This window comes from Desulfatiferula olefinivorans, from assembly GCF_054657895.1.
In genome coordinates, this window is sequence record NZ_BAAHXV010000019.1 from 59,554 (window position 1) to 80,849 (window position 21,296).

Sequence of the window (21,296 nt, forward strand, 5' to 3'; positions counted from 1 at the left end):
ATCACGGTGACGGTCCATGAACATTGGCGGCTTCATTCCCAATTCCCTGGTCGACTACCCGGAAAAGATCGCCTGCGTGGTGTTTACCAAGGGGTGCAATTTTCATTGCCCCTACTGCCACAATCCGGATCTGGTGCCCCGCATGCCTCCGCCTTCCGATTCGGAGGCTGCGGACCGGGTGATTGATTTTCTCACCCGGCGCCGGGGACTGGTGGACGCCCTGGTCGTTTCCGGCGGCGAACCCACCCTCCAGACCGGCCTGGTGTCCTTTCTCAGCCGGGCCAAACAGCTGGGCTATCTGGTCAAGCTGGACACCAACGGCAGCCGCCCCCAGGCCCTGCGGTCCCTGTTGGCCGAAGGCCTCGTGGATTTCGTGGCCATGGACATCAAGGCGGCCCTTGTCGACTACCGGCCCCACATCACCACCGAGTGTGATCCGGCCCGCCTTTCGGACAGCATCCGGGTGATCATGGAATCGGCCCCGGACTATGAATTCCGGACCACCTGCGTGCGGCCCTTTGTCAGCCCGGAAGGATTCGACCGCCTGATCGAACCGATCCGGGGCGCCCGACGATATACCCTCCAGCGGTTCCGCCCCGGCACCACCCTTGACCCCGACTTTTTCAAGGGAGGCGATCCGGGCCTGACCCCCGACGACATGGCGTCCCTGGCGGCCCTGGCCCGACCCTGGATCAACGATTGCCGCATTCGATAATCGAGAACGTGAACCGTGTTTGACACCGGTCCATGATTTGGTTATAATCCCCGGCAACTGACATCGATGTGAACGGGAAAGCACGGCTTGACGCGCTTCTTTTCGATTTTTATTCATCTGTGTTTCGTTTGGCAGGCTGTCTGATTCTTAACGGTGGAGACCTGGTCATGGCCCACGAGCCATCACACATCGATCTTGAGGCACGCATTCAGCAACTGGAAACCGACCTTGAGCAACTTCGGAAAACCGATGAGATTTCCGCCGTACTGCTGAGCATCTCCCGGGCCGTCGGCACCGCCGGGAGCCTCGGTGACTTCTACGCCACCATCCATCGCGCCCTGTCCGCCATCGTGTTTGTCGAAAATTTTGCCATCGGCCTCATCGATGAAAAAAAAGACAGCCTCTACTTTCCCTATGTCAAGGATCGAAAAAACACCATCGGACAGATCCGAAACATCAGCAATCCCAAAACCCGCAGCCTGGCCCTGTCGGTGATCCGAAGCGGCAAGCCCCTGTTTGTCACCGGCGACGACATGGACGACAACCTGATCGAAGCACGCGGCACGCGGCCCTCGGTCTGGATCGGCACCCCGTTGTTCGTCAAGGGACGGGTCATCGGTCTGATGGTGGTTCAGGACTACGCCGGAAGGTCCCCCCTGTCCCACGACGACGTCTCGATCATGGTGACGGTGTCCGACCAGGTGGCCCTGGCCGTCGAACGCAAGATGAACGAGGAGGCCCTGCACGAAAGCGAGTCCAAATACCGCGACATCCTGGACAACATCATCGAGGGCTACTACGAGGTCGATCTCAAGGGCAACCTGACCTTCTTCAACAGTGTGTTCAGCGACATTCTGGGATACACCGAAGGCGAGCTCATGCACATGAACAACCGGCGCTACATGGGCAAGGAAAGTTTCGGCAAGGTGTTCCGTGCCTTCAATCATGTTTACAACACCGGTGAAAAGGTCAAGGCCTTCGAATGCCCGCTGATCCGCAAAAACGGGGAGGAGTTCTTCGCCGAGCTGTCCGTGGCCCTGATCCGGACCCGGAAATCCCGCCGCGTCGGATTCCGCGGCATTGTCCGGGATATTTCCGAGCGAAAAAAGGCCGAAGCCGAAAAAAAACGCATGGAAGCCCAGCTTCACTACGCGATGAAGATGGAATCCATCGGCACCCTGGCCGGCGGCATCGCCCACAATTTCAACAACCTGCTGATGGCCATCCGGGGTTACGCCGAACTGATGCTTCTGGACACCCCGCCCGATCACAGCCACTACAAAATGCTGCAGAACATCGACAAGCAGGTGAGCAGCGGTTCCCGCCTGACCAGCCAGCTGATCGGCTACGCCCGGGAGGGCAAATACGAAGTCCGGGCCGTGGATCTGAACCATCTGGTCCGTGAAACCGTGGACACCTTTGCCATGACCCGCCGGGATCTGAGGGTCCTGTTCGATCTGGCCGACGACCTGCCCGGCATCATCGCCGACCAGGGACAGATCGAACAGGTGCTGATGAACCTGTGCATCAACGCCGCCGACGCCATGCCCGTGGGCGGCAACCTGTCGTTCCGGACCGCCCTGGTCACCCACCTGGATTTCGGCGGCGAACGGTACGACCCCAAACCGGGGCAGTACATCTGCCTGTCGGTGACGGACACCGGCACCGGCATGGACGAGAAGGTTTTGCCCCACATCTTCGAGCCTTTTTTCACCACCAAGGACATCAGTCGGGGCACGGGCCTGGGGCTGGCATCGGCCTACGGTATCGTCAAGGCCCATGGCGGGTACATCAGCGTCAAATCCGAGAAAGGCAGGGGATCGACCTTTTATATTTACATTCCCGTGGCCAGGGAGAAAACCGTCATCCGTGAGAAAAAAGCCCCCCAACTGGTCAAAGGCCGCGAGACCGTGTTGTTCGTGGACGATGATCCGGTGCTGGTGGGCCTGGGGTGTGAACTTCTGACCCTTCTGGGTTACAACCCCCTGCCCGCCGAAGGGGGCCTCAAGGCCATTTCCGTATACACCGAGCACCAGGACGAGATTTCCCTGGTCGTTCTGGACATGATCATGCCGGACCTGAGCGGCGGCGAGGTCTACGACCGGCTCAAGACCATCAACCCCGATGTGCGCGTGCTGCTGTCCAGCGGGTACAGCATCGACGGCAAGGCCATGGACATTCTCGACCGGGGCTGCAATGGATTTATCCAGAAACCGTTTGAAATCACGGCCCTGTCCCACAAAATCCGGGAAATCATCGACGCGTGACCCCCCAAGCCCTTCCCTTCGAGCGGCAGGAAACCCTGACTCCCCTTCGCCGCCTCTGCTTCATCCACCTTCCCGGCTTTGTCCGGCGTATCGCGGCTATGGACGATACCGGTGATTTCCGCCGCCGGAAAAGCCTTCTTCTGACGACCGACGGCCTGTTGGGGGATTTTTTTTCCGAATCGGACATGGCGGTCATCAACGGGTTCAAGGTACTGAAAAAGCAGGTGGAGTGGATGGCCGGCAAGATGGCGGTCAAACGCCTGGCCGAAACATTGGGACTCGGTCCCCCGGCCCATGTGATGATCCGGGCCGAGACCGGAGGCGCACCCTATCTTCCCGATTTTCCGGGGGTCAGCATCAGCATCACCCATTCCGGTGACTACGCCGCCGCCGCCATGGACCTGACCGGCCGCAACCTGGCCGTGGACCTCGAGGCCGTCGAGGCGGGGCGCATGCAGACCATCATGCGGGTGGCCTTCTCCGAACGGGAAATCGCCCGGTACCGGGACAGCGGCGACCAAAGACTCTACCTCAACTGGACCGCCAAGGAAGCCTTTCTCAAATACATCAAAAAGGGATTCGCCGAAGGATTGAAAACGGTGGAAATTATAGATGGAAAGATCTACCACCACGGCCGTCCGGTCACCGGCATCACGGTGGACAGCCGGGTGACCTTTTCCGATTACGCCTTCACCCTGATCACCGAGACCGATGTCTGATCTGTCTATACGCTCAGCGTCCAGGTGAGAGCGATGAACCCGGTAAGGATCAGGGGGGATTCGATGAGAAATTCCAGGAGGGTGCTGTACACCAGCCCCCGGCGCTGGTAAACGTACAAAAGCCCCAGCATCATCACCGGAAAAAGCGCCAGGAAATAGCCCAGGCTTGAAATCAGGCGGACCGCACTGCACAGCGGCAGCATCACCAGAAGGCTGACCAGGATCCGCCGCAGCAGACGAAGGGTCTTCCGGTCCCCCAGAAAAAGGGGCAGGGTCCGCCGGCCCACGATGCGATCGCCCTGCATGTCCAGAATATCGTAGAACACCGTCCGTGAGAACACCATGCCTGTGGCCAGAAGAAAGGCGGGGATCGTGGATAGGCTGAAGGATTCGCGGGTGGCCAGGGCGGGAAGAAGGGTGGTGACGATGCCCCAGGCCAGGGCGATCAGCACGGTTTTCGAACCGGGTATGTCGCTGATTCGTTTGTACTTCCCCCCAAAGGCGCCCGAAGGGATCAGTTTCAGGTTGTAGGACAGGCCCATCAGGCTCATGCACAGCAGCATCACGAAGGGCACCGGCCCCAGCACCAGGGCCAGAAGCAGCCCCAGCCCCCCCGACCCCACGGCCAGAATCGCCAGAGGCGCCTTGTTCCGGGTGTAGAACTCGGCCCGGTCCGGCTCGTTGTACATGGTGGCGTGGATGGCGGTCAGGTGGTTCAGGATATGCATGGACAGCACGTAGACCATGGCGACGAGGGCGGACACCAGTCCCTGCTCGATGCCCTGGAGTTTGGAGCAGGCGTAGCACAGACTCCCGGCTCCCAGGGCCAGGTAGACATTGGTTCGCAAAAGGAACTGACGGAATTCGTAAATCCGCTTTCGAAACGGTTTTTTGATGCCGGTCAGGTGGTTTTCCAGGTGACGGTACACCCGGTTGATGATCCAGTTGGGTGTGGAGGCCCCGGCGGAAATGGCGATGGATTCGGCCGAAGCCAGCTCCGAAAGGTTGAGTTCATCCTCGGATTCGATATGGTAGGCCGGACGCCCGGCCTGCTTGGCCAGCTCGGCCAGACGCTGGGTGTTGCCGCTGTTCTTGCCGCCGACAATGATCACGGCGTCGGAGGTCCGGGCCAGATTCAGCACCTCGTTCTGACGTTTTTCCGTGGAATCGCAGATGGTGTCAAACACCTCGTAATGGGGATGGGCGGCCGCTGCCCAACGTTTGACCTCATCGAAAAACTTCATGTTCTGCGTGGTCTGGGCCACGATGATCGCCTGGTCGTAGACGGGCAGATCCTTGAGCGCCGCCATGGAACTGACCACGACACCCCGGCCTTCGGCGTACCCGTTGAGTCCGATGACCTCGGGATGATCCGCGTCGCCGATGATGATCACATGGAAGCCTTTTCGGGCATAGCGCCGGATGATCCGCTGGACCTTGATCACCCGGGGACAGGTGGCGTCCACGGTGGAAAAGCCGGCGGCCTTGAGCTTTTCAATGGACTCGGGCGGCACCCCGTGGGCCCGGATCAGCACCGTTCCCGATCCCTTTTCCGGGATCTCGTGAAGGACGGGGATCCCCTTTTCTTCAAGCAGGGCAAGCACCTGGGGATTGTGAATCAGGGGGCCGTAGGTGTAGATGGTTTCCCCCCGGGCATTGGCCTGGTCCAGGGCGATTTCCACGGCACGGCGAACCCCCATGCAGAATCCGGCGGTCTTGGCGATGGTGATCTTCATCAGGGTTTCTGAAGCAGGGAAAGCAGGCGGTCCAGGTCGCTGTTGCTGTAAAATTCGATTTCAACCCGGCCCTTTTCCCCCTTGCGGTGGATCTGGACTTTGGTGCCGTAGTCTCTGGACAGCTGCTCGGACAGCTGGTCGAAGTAACGATCATCGGGGGTTTTTTCACGGGGGGCGGCCTCGTCGTCGGCCGCCTTTTTCAATCGTCGGATCAGGCTTTCCGTCTCGCGTACCGACAGCCCCCGGGACAGAACCGTTTTCCAGGCCTTGTCCTGCTGGGAGGGGCTTTCGGCTCCCAAAAGGGCCCGGGCATGGCCCATGCTGATTTCCTGGCGGTTGATGCTTTCCTTGATATGGACGGGCAGCTGACGAAGACGCAGGAAATTGGCCACGGCCGGACGGCTTTTGCCCACGCGGGTTGCCACCTGGTCCTGGGTCAGGCCAAACTCCTCGATCAGGCGATGGTAGGCGTCGGCTTCTTCAACGGGATTGAAATTCTCACGCTGGATGTTCTCGACAATGGCCATCTCCAGCATTTCGCGGTCCGTGATATCCTTGATCACCACCGGCACCGTGTCGAGCCCGGCCATCTTCGAGGCCCGCAGGCGTCGTTCCCCGGCAATCAGCTCATACCCCGTGTCATCCCGGCGGACGAGCAGCGGCTGGATCACCCCCTGTTCGACGATCGACTGGCAGAGATCGGCCAGTTCCTCTTCGGAAAAAATCCGGCGGGGCTGATACCGATTGGGAACGATCAGGTCGATATCACACAAAAAATACTCGCCCGATTCCTCGGCAGGGGCTTCGGGCTCGGGAATCAGGGCACTGAGCCCACGACCCAGGGCCTGTTTTTTTCGTCCTTTGATCGCTTTCATATCAACACACGATGACCTTCATCAGAATGGTATCACACGCCAGGCCCGGTGATCAGCGGGCGACCACTTCCTTGGCCAGAGCCATGTAACACTTGGCTCCCACGGACATGGCGTCGTAGGTGAAAATGGATTCTCCGAAGCTTGGCGCCTCGGAAAGACGGACACTCCGGGGGATACGCGTCGTGTAGACCAGATCGCTGAAATGCTTTTCAGCCTCCTCGGCGACCTGAAACGACAGGTTGGTCCGTTTGTCGAACATGGTCAGGAGAATGCCGTTGATTCTCAGCTTGGGATTCAGACTCTGCTTGATCCGTTTGACGGTCTGCATCAGCTGGCTGAGCCCTTCAAGGGCGTAGAACTCGCTCTGAAGAGGGACCAGGATGGAATCCGCCGCCGCCATGGCATTGAGGGTCAGAAGACTCAGCGACGGGGGGCAGTCGATGACGACATAGTCGTAACTGCCGTTCACCCCGGTCAGAAACTGCTTGAGGATCAGTTCCCGTCCGGCGTCGGACATCATTTCGACCTCAAACCCGATGAGTTCCACCCGGGACGGAACGATGTCCAGGTTCTCAACCGTGGTGGGCACGATGGTCCGGGCCACCTCCACCTCACCGATCAGGCCGTGGTAGAGACTCTTTTTGATGGCCGACTTGTCGATGCCCAGGCCGGTGGTGGCGTTGGCCTGCGGATCGCAGTCAACCAGAAGGGTTTTCCGGGACAAACTCGCCAGGGCCGTCGACAGGTTGATGGCCGTCGTGGTCTTACCCACACCGCCCTTTTGGTTTGCTATACAGATAATGGTTGCCATAGTGCGGAAAACACTATCACAAAAAAAATGAATTGCAAAGAAAATACAAGCGGCCGGTCAGGTTCCTTCCAGACCGGCCTCAGCCCGCACAAAACAATTGTAAATTCAAGCAAATAGCTCTTATTCGTCCGGCCGGCGCCGCCCCTGTTTCCTTGCCCCGTCGGCCCGGGCGTCGTCGGCCGTGCCCCTTCCTGCTCAGCGTTTGAAAAACGCCAGAAATCCGTGAAGGTTGGTCAGGGGATGGGGAGGACATCCGGGAATGAACAGATCCACCGGCAGCAGGGTCTCGAGTCCCTGGGCCACGACCCCGCTTTGCCGGAACGGTCCGCCGCTGATGGCGCAGCTGCCCACGGCAATGACCACCTTGGGGGCGGCGATGGCGTCATAGGTTTCAAACAGGGCCTTTTTCATGTTGTCCGACACGGGACCGGTAACCACCACGGCATCGGCATGGCGGGGCGAGGCCACGAAATTGATGCCGAACCGCCCCAGATCGAAAAACGGTGTGGCCAGAACGTTCAGATCCGCCTCACAGGCGTTGCATCCCGCCGCAGACACCTGGCGGAGCTGGAGGGAACGTCCGAACAGCTTCTTGAAATGCTGCTTGGCGTGATCGGCCAGCACCGGCAGGGTTTTGTCCATGACAAGATGGGAGCGTTCGGAGACGGACAGTTCAAAATCCCGGGTAAAGGTCACAAACTTTCCGCCGGACAGCCGTTCACAGTTGCCGCAGAACACGCAGCGCCCCAGATCGATTTTCTTGTTCTTCGCGTCGATGGCTTCCTGGGGGCAGGCCTCGGCGCAGGCGTCGATCATATCCTGGGCCGCCTGGCGATTGAGCTCCGGCCGTCCCCGGTAGCGCTCGGGCAGCTCGATGGTCGCCTTGGGGTAGGCGCTGGTCCGGTAGCCCTGTTCAAATCGGTTTCTCAGTGTTTTGAGCATGATCGTGTCTCTCTGTAAAGTGATATCCCAACAGGCCGCCTCATCAGAGGTCGTACCCGCAATAAGACAGGTTGAAACTTTTGTTGTTCAGGGGAAAATCGGAAATCCCCGTATCCCTCAGGGCCATGGAAAGGCCGTTCCAGTTGTGGAAGGACGGATCCTTGACCTTGTAGCGGACAATGCGCCCCTCCCCGTCGGTCAGAAGGGCGTGGGACAGCTCCCCGCGCCAGGCCTCGTTGACCGTCACCACGAACGAGGCGGGTGACAGGGCATAGTCGGTCTGTGATTCCACCACGCAGTCCGTGTCCACCGGGCCGTTCAGAAGGGCGGTGATGATGGTGACGGACTGGAGGATTTCCTCGGCCCGGATGGTGGCCCGGGCATGGACGTCGCCGGTCGTCTTGGCGTTTTCCGGAATATCCAGGCGGGGATAGTACTCGGTGGGGAAGCATCGCCGGGCGTCGTAGGCAAGCCCGCTGGCCCGACCCGCCGGCCCCACCAGGCCCAGCCGGTCCGCGTCGTCCCGGGACACCACGCCGCAGCGCTCGAACCGGCTCTGGACGCTGGAGGTCGTGAACAAGAGGTCCAGCACATGCTTGGTCTGGGTCCGAAGCACCCCGATGCGCTCGTTCATGGTCCGCCGAAGGTCGTTGGGCAGGGAAAACCGCGTGCCGCCCGGACGCACCAGGCCCTTGCCGAAGCGGTTTCCGCAGAGCAGCAGGCTGAGGTTCAGGAAATCACCGCGCATCCTTCCGAAATAGTTGGCCGGGGGCAGAAAGGCCACATCCCCGCTCAAGGCCCCCAGATCCCCGGTGTGGTTGGCGATGCGCTCGAGTTCGAGGCCGATGGTCCGGATGATGTGAGCCCCGAAATCCGGGGCGGTTCCGGTCAGGGCTTCCACGGCCTGGGCCAGACACAGGGCGTTGCCCACCGAGGTATCCCCGGCGATGCCCTCGGCGATGATGGGCAGGCGTTTCATGGGCGAGGCGGTCATCAGGTGTTCCACGCCCCGGTGCTGATACCCCAGCTGGATTTCCAGGTGAAGCACCCTCTCGCCGATGCAGTTGAAGCGGAAGTGACCGGGTTCGATGACCCCGGCGTGCACCGGCCCCACGGCCACCTCGTGAATCTCCTGCCCCTTGACCGCATAGTAGGGGTAGTTGCCGGGAATGTCCTGGGTGTAATCGTTGCCGAAGACATCGGGCCGTCCGGTGCTGTTCGGATGATACCGGACCATTTTGAGCCAGGGGTGGCCCTGGGGGACCAGGCCGTACTGCTCGGCCATTTCACGCTCGAACAGATGGAAGGGTTCGGCGTCTGCCGTCAGGGAATCGAACACGTCCGGCGCGTCGCAGCCCGCCGCCCAAAGCTCGGCGGTGCGAAGCACGGCCAGCATTTTGAGCCGTCCCTCATCCGGATAGGCGAAAAACTGGACCACCCGGGCGCCGTTTCGCACCAGCCTCACCGCTTCGGCCCGGAAATCGTCAAAGGAAAGGTGGGGTATCTCCGAACGCCGGAGGGCCTGTCCGTTTACAATGGGTTTAAACAAGGTCGTCATCACAATCCTCCGCCGATGGATGTCACCGCATCGAGAATGGCCTGATACAGGGTGTCCGGCACCCAGACGGTCAGCACCACCGAGGTGAACAGCAGCACATACTGGGGCCAGATCATGTTGGTGGTGGCGTGGATCCGGTGGTCGGTCTGGGATTCCTCAAAGGAAATTTTCATCACCTGATTGGAGAACCCCGCGAAAATCACGCAGATACTCAAAATAAACACGGAGGCGCCGATCATATGGCCGGCCTTGAAGGCCCCGAAAATGATCAGCAGTTCCCCGACAAAGATTCCAAAGGGCGGAAAGCCCGAAATGGCCACAAACCCGCCGAAAAACGAGACGAAGGTCCGGGGCATGCGGGTGGCCAGTTCCCCGATGTTTTCGATGATCTTGCACCGAAAGCCCAGAAGGATGTTGCCCGAGGTCAGAAACAGCGAAGATTTGATCAGGCTGTGGTGAATCAGGCAGATCATGGCGCCAAAGGCCCCGAGCCCCCCCACGCCGGTGCCGAAGGCGATGATGCCCATGTTCTCGATGCTCGAATAGGCCAAAAGACGCTTGTATTCGGTCTGCTTGAGAATATAGGTGGCGGCGGCCAGAATGGAGATCAGTCCGAAGAACATCAGGGTCAGACCGGCAAAATCGCCCAGACCCGCCGCGTGCATGATCTTGTTGGTTTTGAAGATGCCCAGGTAGGCGCAGTTGAGCAGCACGCCGGACAACAGGGCCGAGGCCGGGCTGGGTGCTTCGCTGTGGGCATCGGGCAGCCAGGTGTGCATGGGGGCCAGCCCCATCTTGGTGCCGTAGCCGACCAGAATGAAGACGAACCCGGCCTTGAGCCACAGGGGATCCAGGCGGTCCGCCACGGCGGAAAGGGCGGAAAAGGACACCAGGGCGTCGACCTTGCCCGCGTCCATGGACACGGTGATCAGCACCGAGCCCAGAAGGGCCATGGCGATGCCCACCGAACAGATCAGCACGTATTTCCAGGTGGCTTCCAGGGAGGCCGCCGTCCGGTAGGTGTAGATCAACGGTGCGCTGGCCAGGGTCGTGGCCTCGATGGCGATCCACATGACCATGATGTGGTCGGACACCGTGACCATGGTCATGGTTGACAGAAACAAAAGCATGCAGCCGGTGAACATCCGCTCCGAATGAATTTCCGCCACCTTGAGATAGGAGGCCGAATAGATCGAGATCAGGAAGAACAGAAGCGAGATCACGATCAGCGACAAAAGGCCCTCGGGGCTGACGGCAAAGTAATCGGGGAACTGGGCCGCAGGCCGGACGGCCCAGAGAAGCACGGACAGCACCAGATGGGCCAGGCCGGTCATCACCAGAAGAAGCCTGCCGTAATTGCGCGAGACGAAAAAGGCGATGAGGCCTGTGACGAAGGGAATGAGAAAAATCAGTTCTACCATCGTCCTCACCTATTCTTTAAGGGTTCTCAAAAGGGCGGTATCCACATCGTCGAAGGTCATGTTGATGTTCTGGAGGATGATGGCCATGATCATGACGGCGGCCAGGATATCCAGAAGGATGCCGAATTCGACGATGTGAAGGGCGCGGACGGAAAAGGTCGTGCCCACCAGGTAAATGCCGTTTTCCATCATGATGTAGCCCAGAACCATGGCGATGGCGTTTCTCCGGGCGATCAGGATGAACATGCCGCCCACCAGCAGACTGATGGTGGTGGGCAGCAGAAGGGCGCTGGCGCTGATCGAGGGCACGTCGAACATGCGGCTGACGAAGGCCGCCGAAACGATCATGACCAGACCGGCCAGAATCGAGGCATGAAAGCCGATGATCGGCTCCACCTCCCGCCGTATGGCGATCCGCTTGATCGCCAGGTAGATGCACAGGGGAATGACGATGCCCCGGATCAGAAGGGTCACCAGGGTGAACACGATATCCCCGGCCACCAGGTCATGGGTGAGAAACAGCGGCACGATGGACACCACCACGCCCTGAAAGGCGATCACCTCGATCAGGCCCGGCAGCAGGCTGGACCCGAAGGAAAAGAGAATGGACAGCAGCACCAGCGACAGTATGGTATCAAGGGGTTCGATCATCGGATAAACTCCAGGGTGATGATGGTTGCGAAAAAGGCCAGGACGAAGGACGTGAGGACGAACTTGGGCACCTTGTCCATCCGGTACCGGGCCATCACGGATTCGACCACGCCGACGACCACGTAGACCGAGATGAGGGCCAGGGCGAACTGACCGATATCGACCAGAAAGTGACCGGGTTCGAAGGGAAAGACCAGCCGGGCCACCAGCGATGAATAGAAAAACAGTTTCAGAAAGGACCCCAGTTCGATCAGGGCCAGATCCGGCCCGCTGTGATCGAGGACCATGACCTCGTGGATCATGGTCAGCTCCAGGTGGGTGGCCGGGTCGTCCACGGGCACCCGCGAATTTTCGGTCAGGAGAATGATAAAAAGGGCGATGGTCACGAAAAGCATCGGCGACCCGGCCACCTGCCAGAGGCCTCCGGGCCGGCTGCCGGCAAAATAAGCGTTCAGCTGAAGATCCTGTGTCAGCTTGTAGAGCAGAACCAGAATCATGAACATGGTGGCTTCACAGATGATGGGGAAATACGCTTCCCGGGCCGCCCCCATGCCTTCGAAGGGCGAGGCCGTGTCCAGGGCGGCGGCGATGGTGAAGAACCGTCCCAGGCCCAGCAGGTAGAAAATGAAGATCACGTCCCCGTTGAAGGACAGGATCGACGGGTAGCCGCCGATGGGCAAAAACAGCATCACGGTCAGCGCGGCGCACAGGGACACCATGGGCCCCAGTTTGAACATCAGGGTCGTGCTGGTGCTGTAGACCGCCCCCTTCCGGCACAGTTTGATCAGGGTATAGTAGTTGATCAGGAGGGGGGGGCCTTTCTTGCCTCCGAAAAACGCCTTGACCTTCAGGATCACCGCCGAGAAAAACGGCGCCGCCAGAAGGGCCAGCCCATAAAGAATCAATGGTTTGATCATCTCACTCTCCTCACGCGCGTTAGGCCGCCGGCAGACGCCGGCAGGCCGGTCTAGACAAAAAACAGCAATATGATGATGGTCAGAAGGATATACCCGATGTACAGATGGATATCGCCATGCTGAATAAATCTCAGTTTATCGAAAAACCAGAGCACGGGCCTGACGATCACATGGCCCATGTGCACCTCGGCAAGATCGTCCACATGGCTCTGATAACGGGCCGGGCCGGGGAAAACACCGGAGACGGCCGTCTGCTTTTCCTCCAAAGGGGCCACCGGCTTGAAAAATTCGATGATCGAGGCCGCATAGGAGGTGCCGGTGTACTGCATCTTCGCCGTGGGCTGGGTAAACCCGCAGCCCCAGGTTCCGGCCTGGGTCACGGTCTTGCCCTTGAACAGGCGGAAGCGCAGGGCGGCGATCAGCAGAAAGACCCCGGCAACCAGAAGGGCGCAGAGGGTGATGGTGGACATCATGGAACGGAAGGGCTCAAGGGGAACGTCGCCGAAACCCAGGCCCAGGGCCGACACGCCCCTTAAGGCCATGTCGAGGAACAACCGTGGAAAGACGCCGATGATCACGCACAGCGCGGCCGGCACAACCAGGCCGATCAGCATGGCGGGCTCCTTCTCTTCAAGGCTGTGGGCATAGGCGCTGCGCGGTTCGCCCTGGAACACCACGCCGAAGACCTTGGTGAAACAGGCCAGGGCCAGCCCGCCGATCACCGCCAGGCTGATGATGGCCAGATGACTGAACACGAAGGCGGTCTTGTCGAGGCCCACGCCTTTGAAACCGGCCAGGTAGACGATGAATTCACTTACAAACCCGTTGAAGGGCGGCAGGCCTGAAATCGCGAGGGACCCTATTAAGAAGGTGACCCCGGTAATTTTCATTTTCTTGAGCAACCCGCCCATGGCGTCGATGGCCTGGGTGCCGGTCTTGTGGATGATCATGCCGGCGCCCATGAACAGCAGGGACTTGAACACCGCATGATTCATCACATGGAGCAGGCCGCCGGCAAAGCCGAGAACGGCCATGACCGGATTGCCCGAGGAGACCCCGATCATGCCGAGGCCGATGCCGATCAGGATGATGCCGATGTTTTCCACACTGTGATAGGCCAGCAATCGTTTGATGTCATGCTGTCCCAGGGCGTAGACCACGCCAAGAATGCCCGACACCATACCGGCGGCCACGACGATTTCCCCCAGAAGAGGCGTCGACAGACCCAGCACCATGTACATGCGCAGAATACCGTAAATCCCCGTTTTGATCATCACCCCGCTCATCACGGCGGAAATATGGCTGGGGGCGGCCGGATGGGCATGGGGAAGCCAGACGTGGAGGGGAAAGACACCGGCCTTGGAACCGAAGCCGATGAAGGTCAGAAGGAACACCACCACCTTGAGGGTTTCGGGAAGATTGGCGGCGGCGAGCAGTTCAAGGCTGCCCGTAACACTGAATATCAGGGCGAAACCTGCAAAGATGAACATGGCGCCCACATGGGAAAAAACAAAGTACAGGTACCCGGCCCGCCGGTTGGCCGGCGAGCCGTGATTGTGGATCACGAGAAAAAAAGACGACAGGCTCATCAGCTCCCAGGAGAGCAGAAAAGTCAGAAGATTCCGTGCCGTGACCACCATGGCCATGGAAACGATCAGCACACTGAAAAACAGATAGTTGACGGAGGTTTTGAACGCCCGGTCGGCCTGGTCCATATAGTGGAAGCTGTAGACGCTTGCGATCAGAGAAACAAAAAAGATCGACACCAGAAAGAACGCCGACAGGCCGTCGATTTCAAAGGCAATGGAAAAGGTGTTCATGTAACGGAAGGCCGCCGCATAGGTCCCGGGATGGAAAAGCATATACAGGGCGTCGGCGCATCCGATCAGGCAGCCGACGCTGAGCAGACCCACCGTGATCGTTTTCATCTGCGTGAACCGTCTGTAGAGAAACGGGGAAATCACCCCGCCAGCGACGATGATCAGCATGGACAGAAAAAAAAGATTCATAAACCCCCTACTCCAATAACCGTTTTATATGATGGCGTTTTTCATCACCTTCGGCCGCTTTGACCGACCGATACAGTGATAGGGCTCTCCCATTTTTTCTTTCTTGATTTACGGGCTGAGCTGCGAATTTATTTCACTGATCGGCTTTAGTCAATGGATTTTTTTCAGGCAACAGGACATCCCCTTGATTTCTTGAGAGATCCCTATTGTCGTTGACAGGCGGGGAGGGGATGATCGCGGTTAGCCGCCTTACATTATGCCTGCGGGGAGATCGGTGACGGGGAGGGCCACGGTGAAGGTGGTTCCCTGCCCTTCCCGGCTTTCAAGGGTAATGTAGCCGTCCAGTTTCCGGATGATGCCCTGGGACACGGACAGCCCAAGACCCACCCCCTTGCCCTTGCCCTTGGTGGTGAAAAACGGCTCGAAAATCCGGGACTGGAGGTGTTCGGGAATGCCGGGCCCGTTATCGCCGATCGTCACGGTCACGTAGCCCGGCTTGCCGTTTTTCCGTGTGCCCAGGCGGATGACGCCCTTGGGCGGCAGGACGTCCACGGCGTTCAGGATCAGATTGACGAACACCTGTTTGAGCATCTGTTCGTCGCCGTGGACCGGCGGGAGGTCCTTGTCCACATCGACATCGATCCGGACCTTGGACATGCGGATCTGGTTGGCGACCAGACGGATGGAATCGTCGATGATCGACGCCACGTCCAGCGGCTTGACATGGGTTTCGCTTTCCCGGGCGAAATCGAGCAGTTCCCGGACAATACGCTGGGACCGTTCGGTTTCATGGATGATGTCGTCGATCATGTCCAGCGTGTCGGTATCGGACAGGAGCGTGTAATCCTCCTTGAGCATGGAGGCCGTGAGCATGGTGTTGTTGAGCGGATTGTTCAGTTCATGGGCCACGCCGGCCACCAGGGTGCCGATGGCCCGGAGTTTATGGGACTGGACCAGGATTTCGTGACGGCGGTCCAGTTCCCGGACCATCTGGTTGAAGGCCTCGGCCAGCTTGGAGAACTCCTCCGACGCGTAGGCATCGGTGCGGATAGGAGAAAAATCGCCCTCGCCGATCCGTTGGGTGTAGGTCAGAAACCGGTTTAACGACATGACCAGCTGGCGGGTCAGCGTGATGAACATGGCGATCATCAGGACAAGAAGGAGGATGATGAAATAGACCGGGGCCTGGCGGGCCATACGGAAAATCCGGGCGATGGCCTCCCGTTCCTTGATGACGAATTCCTCGGCCAGGGTCACCATCTGGCTGCCCGATTCACGCATCAGGGTCATGTCCGCCCGGTCCCGCCTGCCCCGGCCCAGCAGATCGATCTGCCCGGCGTACTCGTCCATGTACCGGGCCATGGTGGCCGAGTGCGCCTGCCCCAGAATCGTTTCGATGGTCTCTCGGTTGTCGTCCATGATCTGTCGGGCCTCGGCAAGATGGCTCATGGCGTCGTCCAGGTTGGTGCCGTAAAGCAGATAGTTCTTCTCAAACCGCCGGGCCTGCTGAATTTCGACCAGAAAATTGTTGGCGATCTTGAGAAAGGAAATCTTCTTTTCAAGCTCGGACACCATCCAGATCGACCCCAGGGCGATCACCAGACACAGCATGAACACCACGATCAGCGAGCCGATCAGCCGGGCCCGGATGCTTCGCCGAACGTTTTTCCCTATGCGCGAGAACAGATTCATGACCGTCCCTTGTCGGCTTCAGGCGAAAATCGCATAGCTCCCGGAAAGAAAATGCTCCACAAACCGAGCGATGTCCGCATCGTTTTTCAGAATCGCGTCCAGCTCCCGGACGCAGACCATCAGACGCCCCAGATCCTCCAGCGCGATGGTTGACTCGTCAAGACCATAACATCTGATCCAGGCCGTCACAATATCTCCGTTGCGACCGGTGCCGAATCCGCGCCTTCCCAGCACCCGTTCCATGAACGAAACGCATCGGGTCCGGTTCTTTGGAATGCCGCCGCCGGCCCGGAACCTGACGTGGATGTAGTTGTTTTCCATGCCCGGTCCCACATGGCTGTCCACCATCATGTAATGGTGATGCAGACGGGCGTTGACGTTCACGGCATCGCCGGACACGATCACGTAGTTCATATCCGACTCCCGCCGGGGCCCTTTGTGCGTCTCGAGGATCACGTTTTTCAGGTCACGATGAAGCCCCGCCATTTCATGGGTAAAGTGCCGGGTCCAGACCAGACCGGGATCACTCAATCCTCTCCAAAGCGCCTGAAAGGGCGGGCAATCGACCTCCTCGGGGGCCAACTTTCTCCCCGGCGCCGCAGCGGCCTGGTTGATGTCGATCACCTGGCACTTCAACGGAAGGTCTGTCTTCAGGCGGCTGCCCACGGGATTGAAGATCCCCGTCTGCCGATCCCCGAAACCGAACATCGACCGGACGGCCATTTCATGCATGAACAAAACGACATCGACAAAGGATGAACAGTTCCGGGCCTTGAATGCCGAATCATCGGGATCGGAAAGCGTGACCTTCAGGAGGTGGTCGTACAGCGGGCTCCGGCCCTTGGTCCGGTTCCCGTCGGCCAGCCGGGTCAGCACGCGGTCACGAATACCCCGCCACCGTGAGCCTTCGTAGACGATGCCTTTCATGGTGTTGACGCTGATCAGATGACGCCCCGCCAGACGCCGGGCCGCGGGGCCCATCCCGAACAGTGCGGGCACGCCCCATTCCCTGCACAAGGTGGACAGGGCGTCGTCGGGCCTGCCGCCGATGACCAGGAGGGCCGCGATGTCGGGAAGGATGGGGCCGAACTCGGGCAGGGACTCGTCCACAATCACGACGGAACCCTTGTGGGCCGGGGTGAAATGATCGGCCGACTGAAGATACAGGGCGTTGCCTTCGGCACGTCCCGGAAAAATCGTGACGCCGCCCATGGCGAGGACCGCCCCCTTTCGACCCGGTGGTTTCAGGTCATCGTTCTTCATCGTATCCAGCCGGTAGGCCTGAACGATCCGGAAGGCGCCGGCCCTGTCACGGATCCATTCGATGTGAAGCTCCTCCCCGGTCAACGCCCGGGCCCTGCGCGCCAGATCCGCCGCGGCCAGGGCGTCCTGATCGTCGCGGTCACCGTCCTCGCCCCGACCCGCCTCCGGGGAGACGGCGCAGACCCTTTTGGCGTCGGGGTCCACATGCACCGCCCGGGCCTTCCCGCCCGACAGGGTTCTGTGGACGACCATCATGCCGTCCCGGGGCCGGGCCATGTCCCGGGTCAGGACACTTCCCTGATCGAGCACCGGAATCATGGGCATGATCAGCACCGCCATGGGGGTCTTCACCTCGCGAAACCCGCCCCGGATCCGGTAGGACACGGCCTGGTCGGAAAACCGGCCCGCCAGCACCCGGCGGTAGGCGTCGGCCAGATCCGCCGTTTTCACACGGACCAGACTTTGAAACTGGGCGGCAAACGATCCGGACAGATCGCCGTCCACCACCGACGACCGCACGGCCCACGCCTCGCATTCCGGGGAACAGTCTGCCGCAGCGGCCTCGACGGCCCGGCAAAGAGCCTCAGGAACCGCGGCCTGCATGATCCATTCGCGGATGGTCCGGATCCGGGTCCGGAATGTGTCCGGATCATTCCGGTCGTCCAGGCCGTTCATCAGAAGGCGGATCCGCTCGTTCAGACCGTTTTCGTCGAGAAACCGACCATAGGCCCCGGCCGTCAGCACAAAGCCCGGGGGCACCTCAGAGGGCAGCACCCGGCGCAGCCGGGCCAGCATGAAGGCCTTGGTTCCCACCGTGCGATGATCGAGCGCCCCGTCGCTGTCGAGGGACAGCACATGCAAGGAACCGTCCCTGTCGGGCTGCGTCTCGAACACGCGCCGGACCTCGCGATGGATGGTCGACAGCACGTCCTGGAGGTCGTCATGGCGGTGGCCCGTCATCAGGTTCAATTCCTGAATCCGAAGATAGCCGTCGTGAATCAGGCGTTCCACCGGCCGGACAATGCAGGGGTCGCAATACAGGGCGTGATTCAGGTCGGCCTCAAGGTCACCGAGCATTCTCAGGGCCTGGACATTGCCTTTGAGCAGTGAACGCAACGCCTCGTAGCGAAAACGAACCGCATACGAGGCCGTTTCGGTTTTATGAAAGGTGATCAGTGACATAGGCGTGCTCCTGGGCTGAACAATCGTTTGACGGATCAGGCGGTCAGTTCCTGGACGGCCCGATCGATGATGGCCCTCAGATCGCCGGGCTTGAACGGCTTGGCGATAAAATCGAAGGCCCCCTTCGACAGCGCTTCCCGGGCGATTTCCACCGTGGCGTACCCGGTGATGAGAATCACCCGGGTACGGCTGGACAAGGCCAGAACCCGATCGAGGATTTCGATGCCGTCGATCTTGTCCATCCGGATGTCCGTCACCACGATGTCGGCCGGCATACTTTCAAAATGGGCCAGGGCCCGTTCGGGGTCTTCGAATGTTTCCACCTGGGCGCCGCTTTTTTCAAGGGCCGGCTTCAGACGTTTTCCCACAATGGCTTCATCGTCGATCACCATAATTCGAAGTGTCTTGGTTTCCATGCGTTATCTCCTTGTCCCGGACATCATCGGTTCACGCCCCCTGCGTCGATGCAAACAGCAGGCTTCCCAAACGGGCGAACGCGTTGTCCGTCTCTGCGGCCGGGCGATTGTAGCACCAGGCCAGCCCCCCTTCGCGGAGAGGCATCGTGTTAAAGAGGCCGGCGTCGATCAGAGACGCTTGCATCCGCGTATCACGCGTGAAGACGAACAGATAATCCGTCTCCCGCTCGCCGGAAAGACGGGCTTCCACCTGGCGGGCAATCCGATCGCCGTCCCCTGCGATCAGACTCAAAGAGGGACCGCTCACGATCCCGGCCCATCGGGTGACGTCTCCGTCCGACGGAGCCCCCTGCCGGTCCCTCAGCAGAGCCTGCAGCGGCCGGGAGCCGATCTGTTCGAGGGAGGGATAATCCGGCAGGACCTCGGCCGGGCCGACGGGAAGAAGATGAATCCGGTGCCGGGCCCCCGATCCGGGCAGGTCGATTGACGGTGTCCGGTCAACGGGAAACGCTGCGGAAACGGTCCGTCCCATCACATGTCCGACAATCTCCCCGATGAATCCCATCACGCTGTCCCCGCGTTCGCGGTCGAACCAGCCGAGCACATCCTTGAGCAGGCGGTACTCCGGGTCCTCCCCGTCCCGGGCGGCCGGAGAATCGACACGATGCCGCACGGACGTAAGAAGCGCCCTGACCCGTGCCTGTTCCCGGTCGTACCTTTTGTACAGCACCTCGCCGCCCGGGGTGCAGAGCACGCAGGCATCGAAAACCAGCACACCCAGCGTGCGGATCATCTCTTCCGCCAGAGCCGTCACATAGTGGACATCGAGGATGTATTCGCCGCCGGCCTTGTCCTTGCCGTCTTCCCTGAGGGTCATCAGGGCCCGTGCGTTTTCCAAAAGCCGGATGAACCTCAGATGGTCGAGGTAAAGCGCGTGCACACCCGACTTGCCCCCCGGGCTTCGCTTGAACAGAGTCGCCAGTTCCATGGTCACCTCCCTTTTCCTGCTGATCGGGGCCGTCCTCGCCTGAACTCAGGCGGCCTGCCCCAGCCCCCGGGACAGGCTCGATTCGATTTTCCGCCTCTGGAAATAGGCCTTGAACACAAAATAAAGAATCATCAGACCGCCGGTGGCTCCCGCCATGTACAGCAGGCCCTTGCTCGCCGAATTCAGATACCCGTTGTAGACCGGATCATAATCGACATAGCCCAGCTGCTGAAGGTAGATGGGAATGGCGATGGTTCGGCTGAGGACGCAGATCAGGATGATCACCGCCGTGACCATGCGGATGACGATTTCCTTGACCACCTTGGTTCCGTAAGCACCGATGTAGATCCCCAGAAGCGATCCGGCGTAAAGCAAAAGGGTCAGCCGGATGTCCACCATGCCTTCAAAGGCATAATTCAAGGCACCGAAGGCGCCCATGTACATGGCCAGATAGAGCTCGCTGCCCGCCGCCACCGCTGCGGGGACGCCGAACACGTAGATCATGGCCGGAACGCCGATGAAGCCCCCCACGCCGATGGTGCCCGCCAGGTAGCCCGTGGCCAGACCGCAGATCATGATCACCCACAGACTGACCTTCACGTCGGCCACCGGAAAATAAATCAGGGGATGAAGCCTGAGCCGGGCCAGGAAATCCACAATCCGTGTCGACGGGCCGCTTTCGCCGGAGCCCCGGGATTTGACGATATCGCTGAGCATGGACAGGGCGACCACAGAGAGAATCAGCGCGAACACCAGACTGATGTAAAGATTGGCGCCGGCCCCCTTGTCCAGGCCGTGGCCGTCCCCGGTCTCGGCAAACAGAAGCTTCATCACCACCACGGCAATACGGATGCCCGCGAAGGCCGTGATCAGCATGAAGAACGACAGCTTCCGGTCCACATTGCCCATTTCTCCGTGTTTTTTCGAGCCCACCATGGCCTTGCCGAATTTGTGGGTAATGTTGCTGGCCACGGCCACCGGCCCCTGAATCCCCAGATTCATCATTCCCGGTGTCATGAAAAACGCGCCGCCCGAGCCGATAAATCCGCTCAGGATGCCGCCGATAAATCCCAGGGCCGCCACCTGTATCGCAGCAGACCATGTCATGGTGATAAACAGTTCTCCGAAAGGTCC

Annotated in this window: 17 protein-coding genes; 3 read left to right on the forward strand and 14 right to left on the reverse strand. The window is 60.0% G+C overall.

What is annotated here, in order from left to right; genetic code table 11:
• Positions 1-16: 16 nt before the first annotated feature.
• The 3 genes from ACYQ11_RS13910 (at position 17) to ACYQ11_RS13920 (ending at position 3,701) form a co-directional block, all read left to right on the forward strand.
• The gene (locus tag ACYQ11_RS13910) at positions 17-715 is read left to right on the forward strand and encodes an anaerobic ribonucleoside-triphosphate reductase activating protein (protein WP_459924404.1); all 699 of its coding nucleotides are present in this window, start codon (positions 17-19) and stop codon (positions 713-715) included.
• Positions 716-882: 167 nt separating this feature from the next.
• Complete coding sequence (locus ACYQ11_RS13915) at positions 883-2,982, forward strand: hybrid sensor histidine kinase/response regulator (protein ID WP_459924405.1); 2,100 nt, start codon at positions 883-885, stop codon at positions 2,980-2,982.
• Entirely contained in the window at positions 2,979-3,701 is a 723-nt protein-coding gene (locus ACYQ11_RS13920; RefSeq protein ID WP_459924406.1) for a 4'-phosphopantetheinyl transferase family protein, read from the forward strand. The genes ACYQ11_RS13915 and ACYQ11_RS13920 overlap by 4 nt, the downstream gene beginning before the upstream one ends.
• A 5-nt stretch (positions 3,702-3,706) precedes the next feature.
• On the opposite strand, the gene ispH is transcribed toward ACYQ11_RS13920, so the two are convergent.
• The 14 genes from ispH to ACYQ11_RS13990 form a co-directional block, all read right to left on the reverse strand.
• Positions 3,707-5,437, reverse strand: a complete 1,731-nt coding sequence (ispH, locus tag ACYQ11_RS13925; RefSeq protein ID WP_459924407.1) for a 4-hydroxy-3-methylbut-2-enyl diphosphate reductase — start codon at positions 5,435-5,437, stop codon at positions 3,707-3,709.
• Entirely contained in the window at positions 5,437-6,312 is an 876-nt protein-coding gene (locus ACYQ11_RS13930; RefSeq protein ID WP_459924408.1) for a ParB/RepB/Spo0J family partition protein, read from the reverse strand. The genes ispH and ACYQ11_RS13930 overlap by 1 nt, the downstream gene beginning before the upstream one ends.
• Before the next feature lie 52 nt (positions 6,313-6,364).
• Complete coding sequence (locus ACYQ11_RS13935; RefSeq protein WP_459924409.1) at positions 6,365-7,123, reverse strand: ParA family protein; 759 nt, start codon at positions 7,121-7,123, stop codon at positions 6,365-6,367.
• A gap of 195 nt (positions 7,124-7,318) precedes the next feature.
• Positions 7,319-8,065, reverse strand: a complete 747-nt coding sequence (locus ACYQ11_RS13940) for an NADH-quinone oxidoreductase subunit B family protein (RefSeq protein ID WP_459924410.1) — start codon at positions 8,063-8,065, stop codon at positions 7,319-7,321.
• Positions 8,066-8,108: 43 nt separating this feature from the next.
• The gene (locus ACYQ11_RS13945; protein ID WP_459924411.1) at positions 8,109-9,623 is read right to left on the reverse strand and encodes a hydrogenase large subunit; all 1,515 of its coding nucleotides are present in this window, start codon (positions 9,621-9,623) and stop codon (positions 8,109-8,111) included.
• On the reverse strand, positions 9,623-11,044 hold the full coding sequence (locus tag ACYQ11_RS13950) for a proton-conducting transporter transmembrane domain-containing protein (RefSeq protein ID WP_459924412.1): 1,422 nt from the start codon (positions 11,042-11,044) through the stop codon (positions 9,623-9,625). The genes ACYQ11_RS13945 and ACYQ11_RS13950 overlap by 1 nt, the downstream gene beginning before the upstream one ends.
• Before the next feature lie 9 nt (positions 11,045-11,053).
• Positions 11,054-11,695 carry a hydrogenase gene (locus ACYQ11_RS13955; protein WP_459924413.1) on the reverse strand — a complete coding sequence of 214 codons (642 nt, stop codon included), beginning with the start codon at positions 11,693-11,695 and terminating at the stop codon, positions 11,054-11,056.
• Positions 11,692-12,612 (reverse strand): respiratory chain complex I subunit 1 family protein, encoded by a 921-nt coding sequence (locus ACYQ11_RS13960; RefSeq protein WP_459924414.1) that lies wholly within the window; start codon positions 12,610-12,612, stop codon positions 11,692-11,694. Before ACYQ11_RS13960 ends, ACYQ11_RS13955 begins: the two co-directional genes overlap by 4 nt.
• Positions 12,613-12,662: 50 nt before the next feature.
• Complete coding sequence (locus ACYQ11_RS13965; RefSeq protein WP_459924415.1) at positions 12,663-14,621, reverse strand: proton-conducting transporter transmembrane domain-containing protein; 1,959 nt, start codon at positions 14,619-14,621, stop codon at positions 12,663-12,665.
• 249 nt (positions 14,622-14,870) lie between these two features.
• Positions 14,871-16,313, reverse strand: a complete 1,443-nt coding sequence (locus ACYQ11_RS13970) for a sensor histidine kinase (RefSeq protein WP_459924416.1) — start codon at positions 16,311-16,313, stop codon at positions 14,871-14,873.
• Positions 16,314-16,331: 18 nt separating this feature from the next.
• Positions 16,332-18,758, reverse strand: coding sequence for a PEP/pyruvate-binding domain-containing protein (locus tag ACYQ11_RS13975; protein WP_459924417.1), 2,427 nt, complete (start codon positions 18,756-18,758; stop codon positions 16,332-16,334).
• A 35-nt stretch (positions 18,759-18,793) separates the two neighbouring features.
• Complete coding sequence (locus ACYQ11_RS13980) at positions 18,794-19,174, reverse strand: response regulator (protein WP_459924418.1); 381 nt, start codon at positions 19,172-19,174, stop codon at positions 18,794-18,796.
• Positions 19,175-19,205: 31 nt separating this feature from the next.
• Positions 19,206-20,162: a hypothetical protein gene (locus tag ACYQ11_RS13985; RefSeq protein WP_459924419.1), complete on the reverse strand. Its 957-nt coding sequence runs from the start codon at positions 20,160-20,162 to the stop codon at positions 19,206-19,208.
• Positions 20,163-20,207: 45 nt separating this feature from the next.
• Entirely contained in the window at positions 20,208-21,269 is a 1,062-nt protein-coding gene (locus ACYQ11_RS13990) for a sulfite exporter TauE/SafE family protein (RefSeq protein ID WP_459924420.1), read from the reverse strand.
• Positions 21,270-21,296 lie beyond the last annotated feature (27 nt).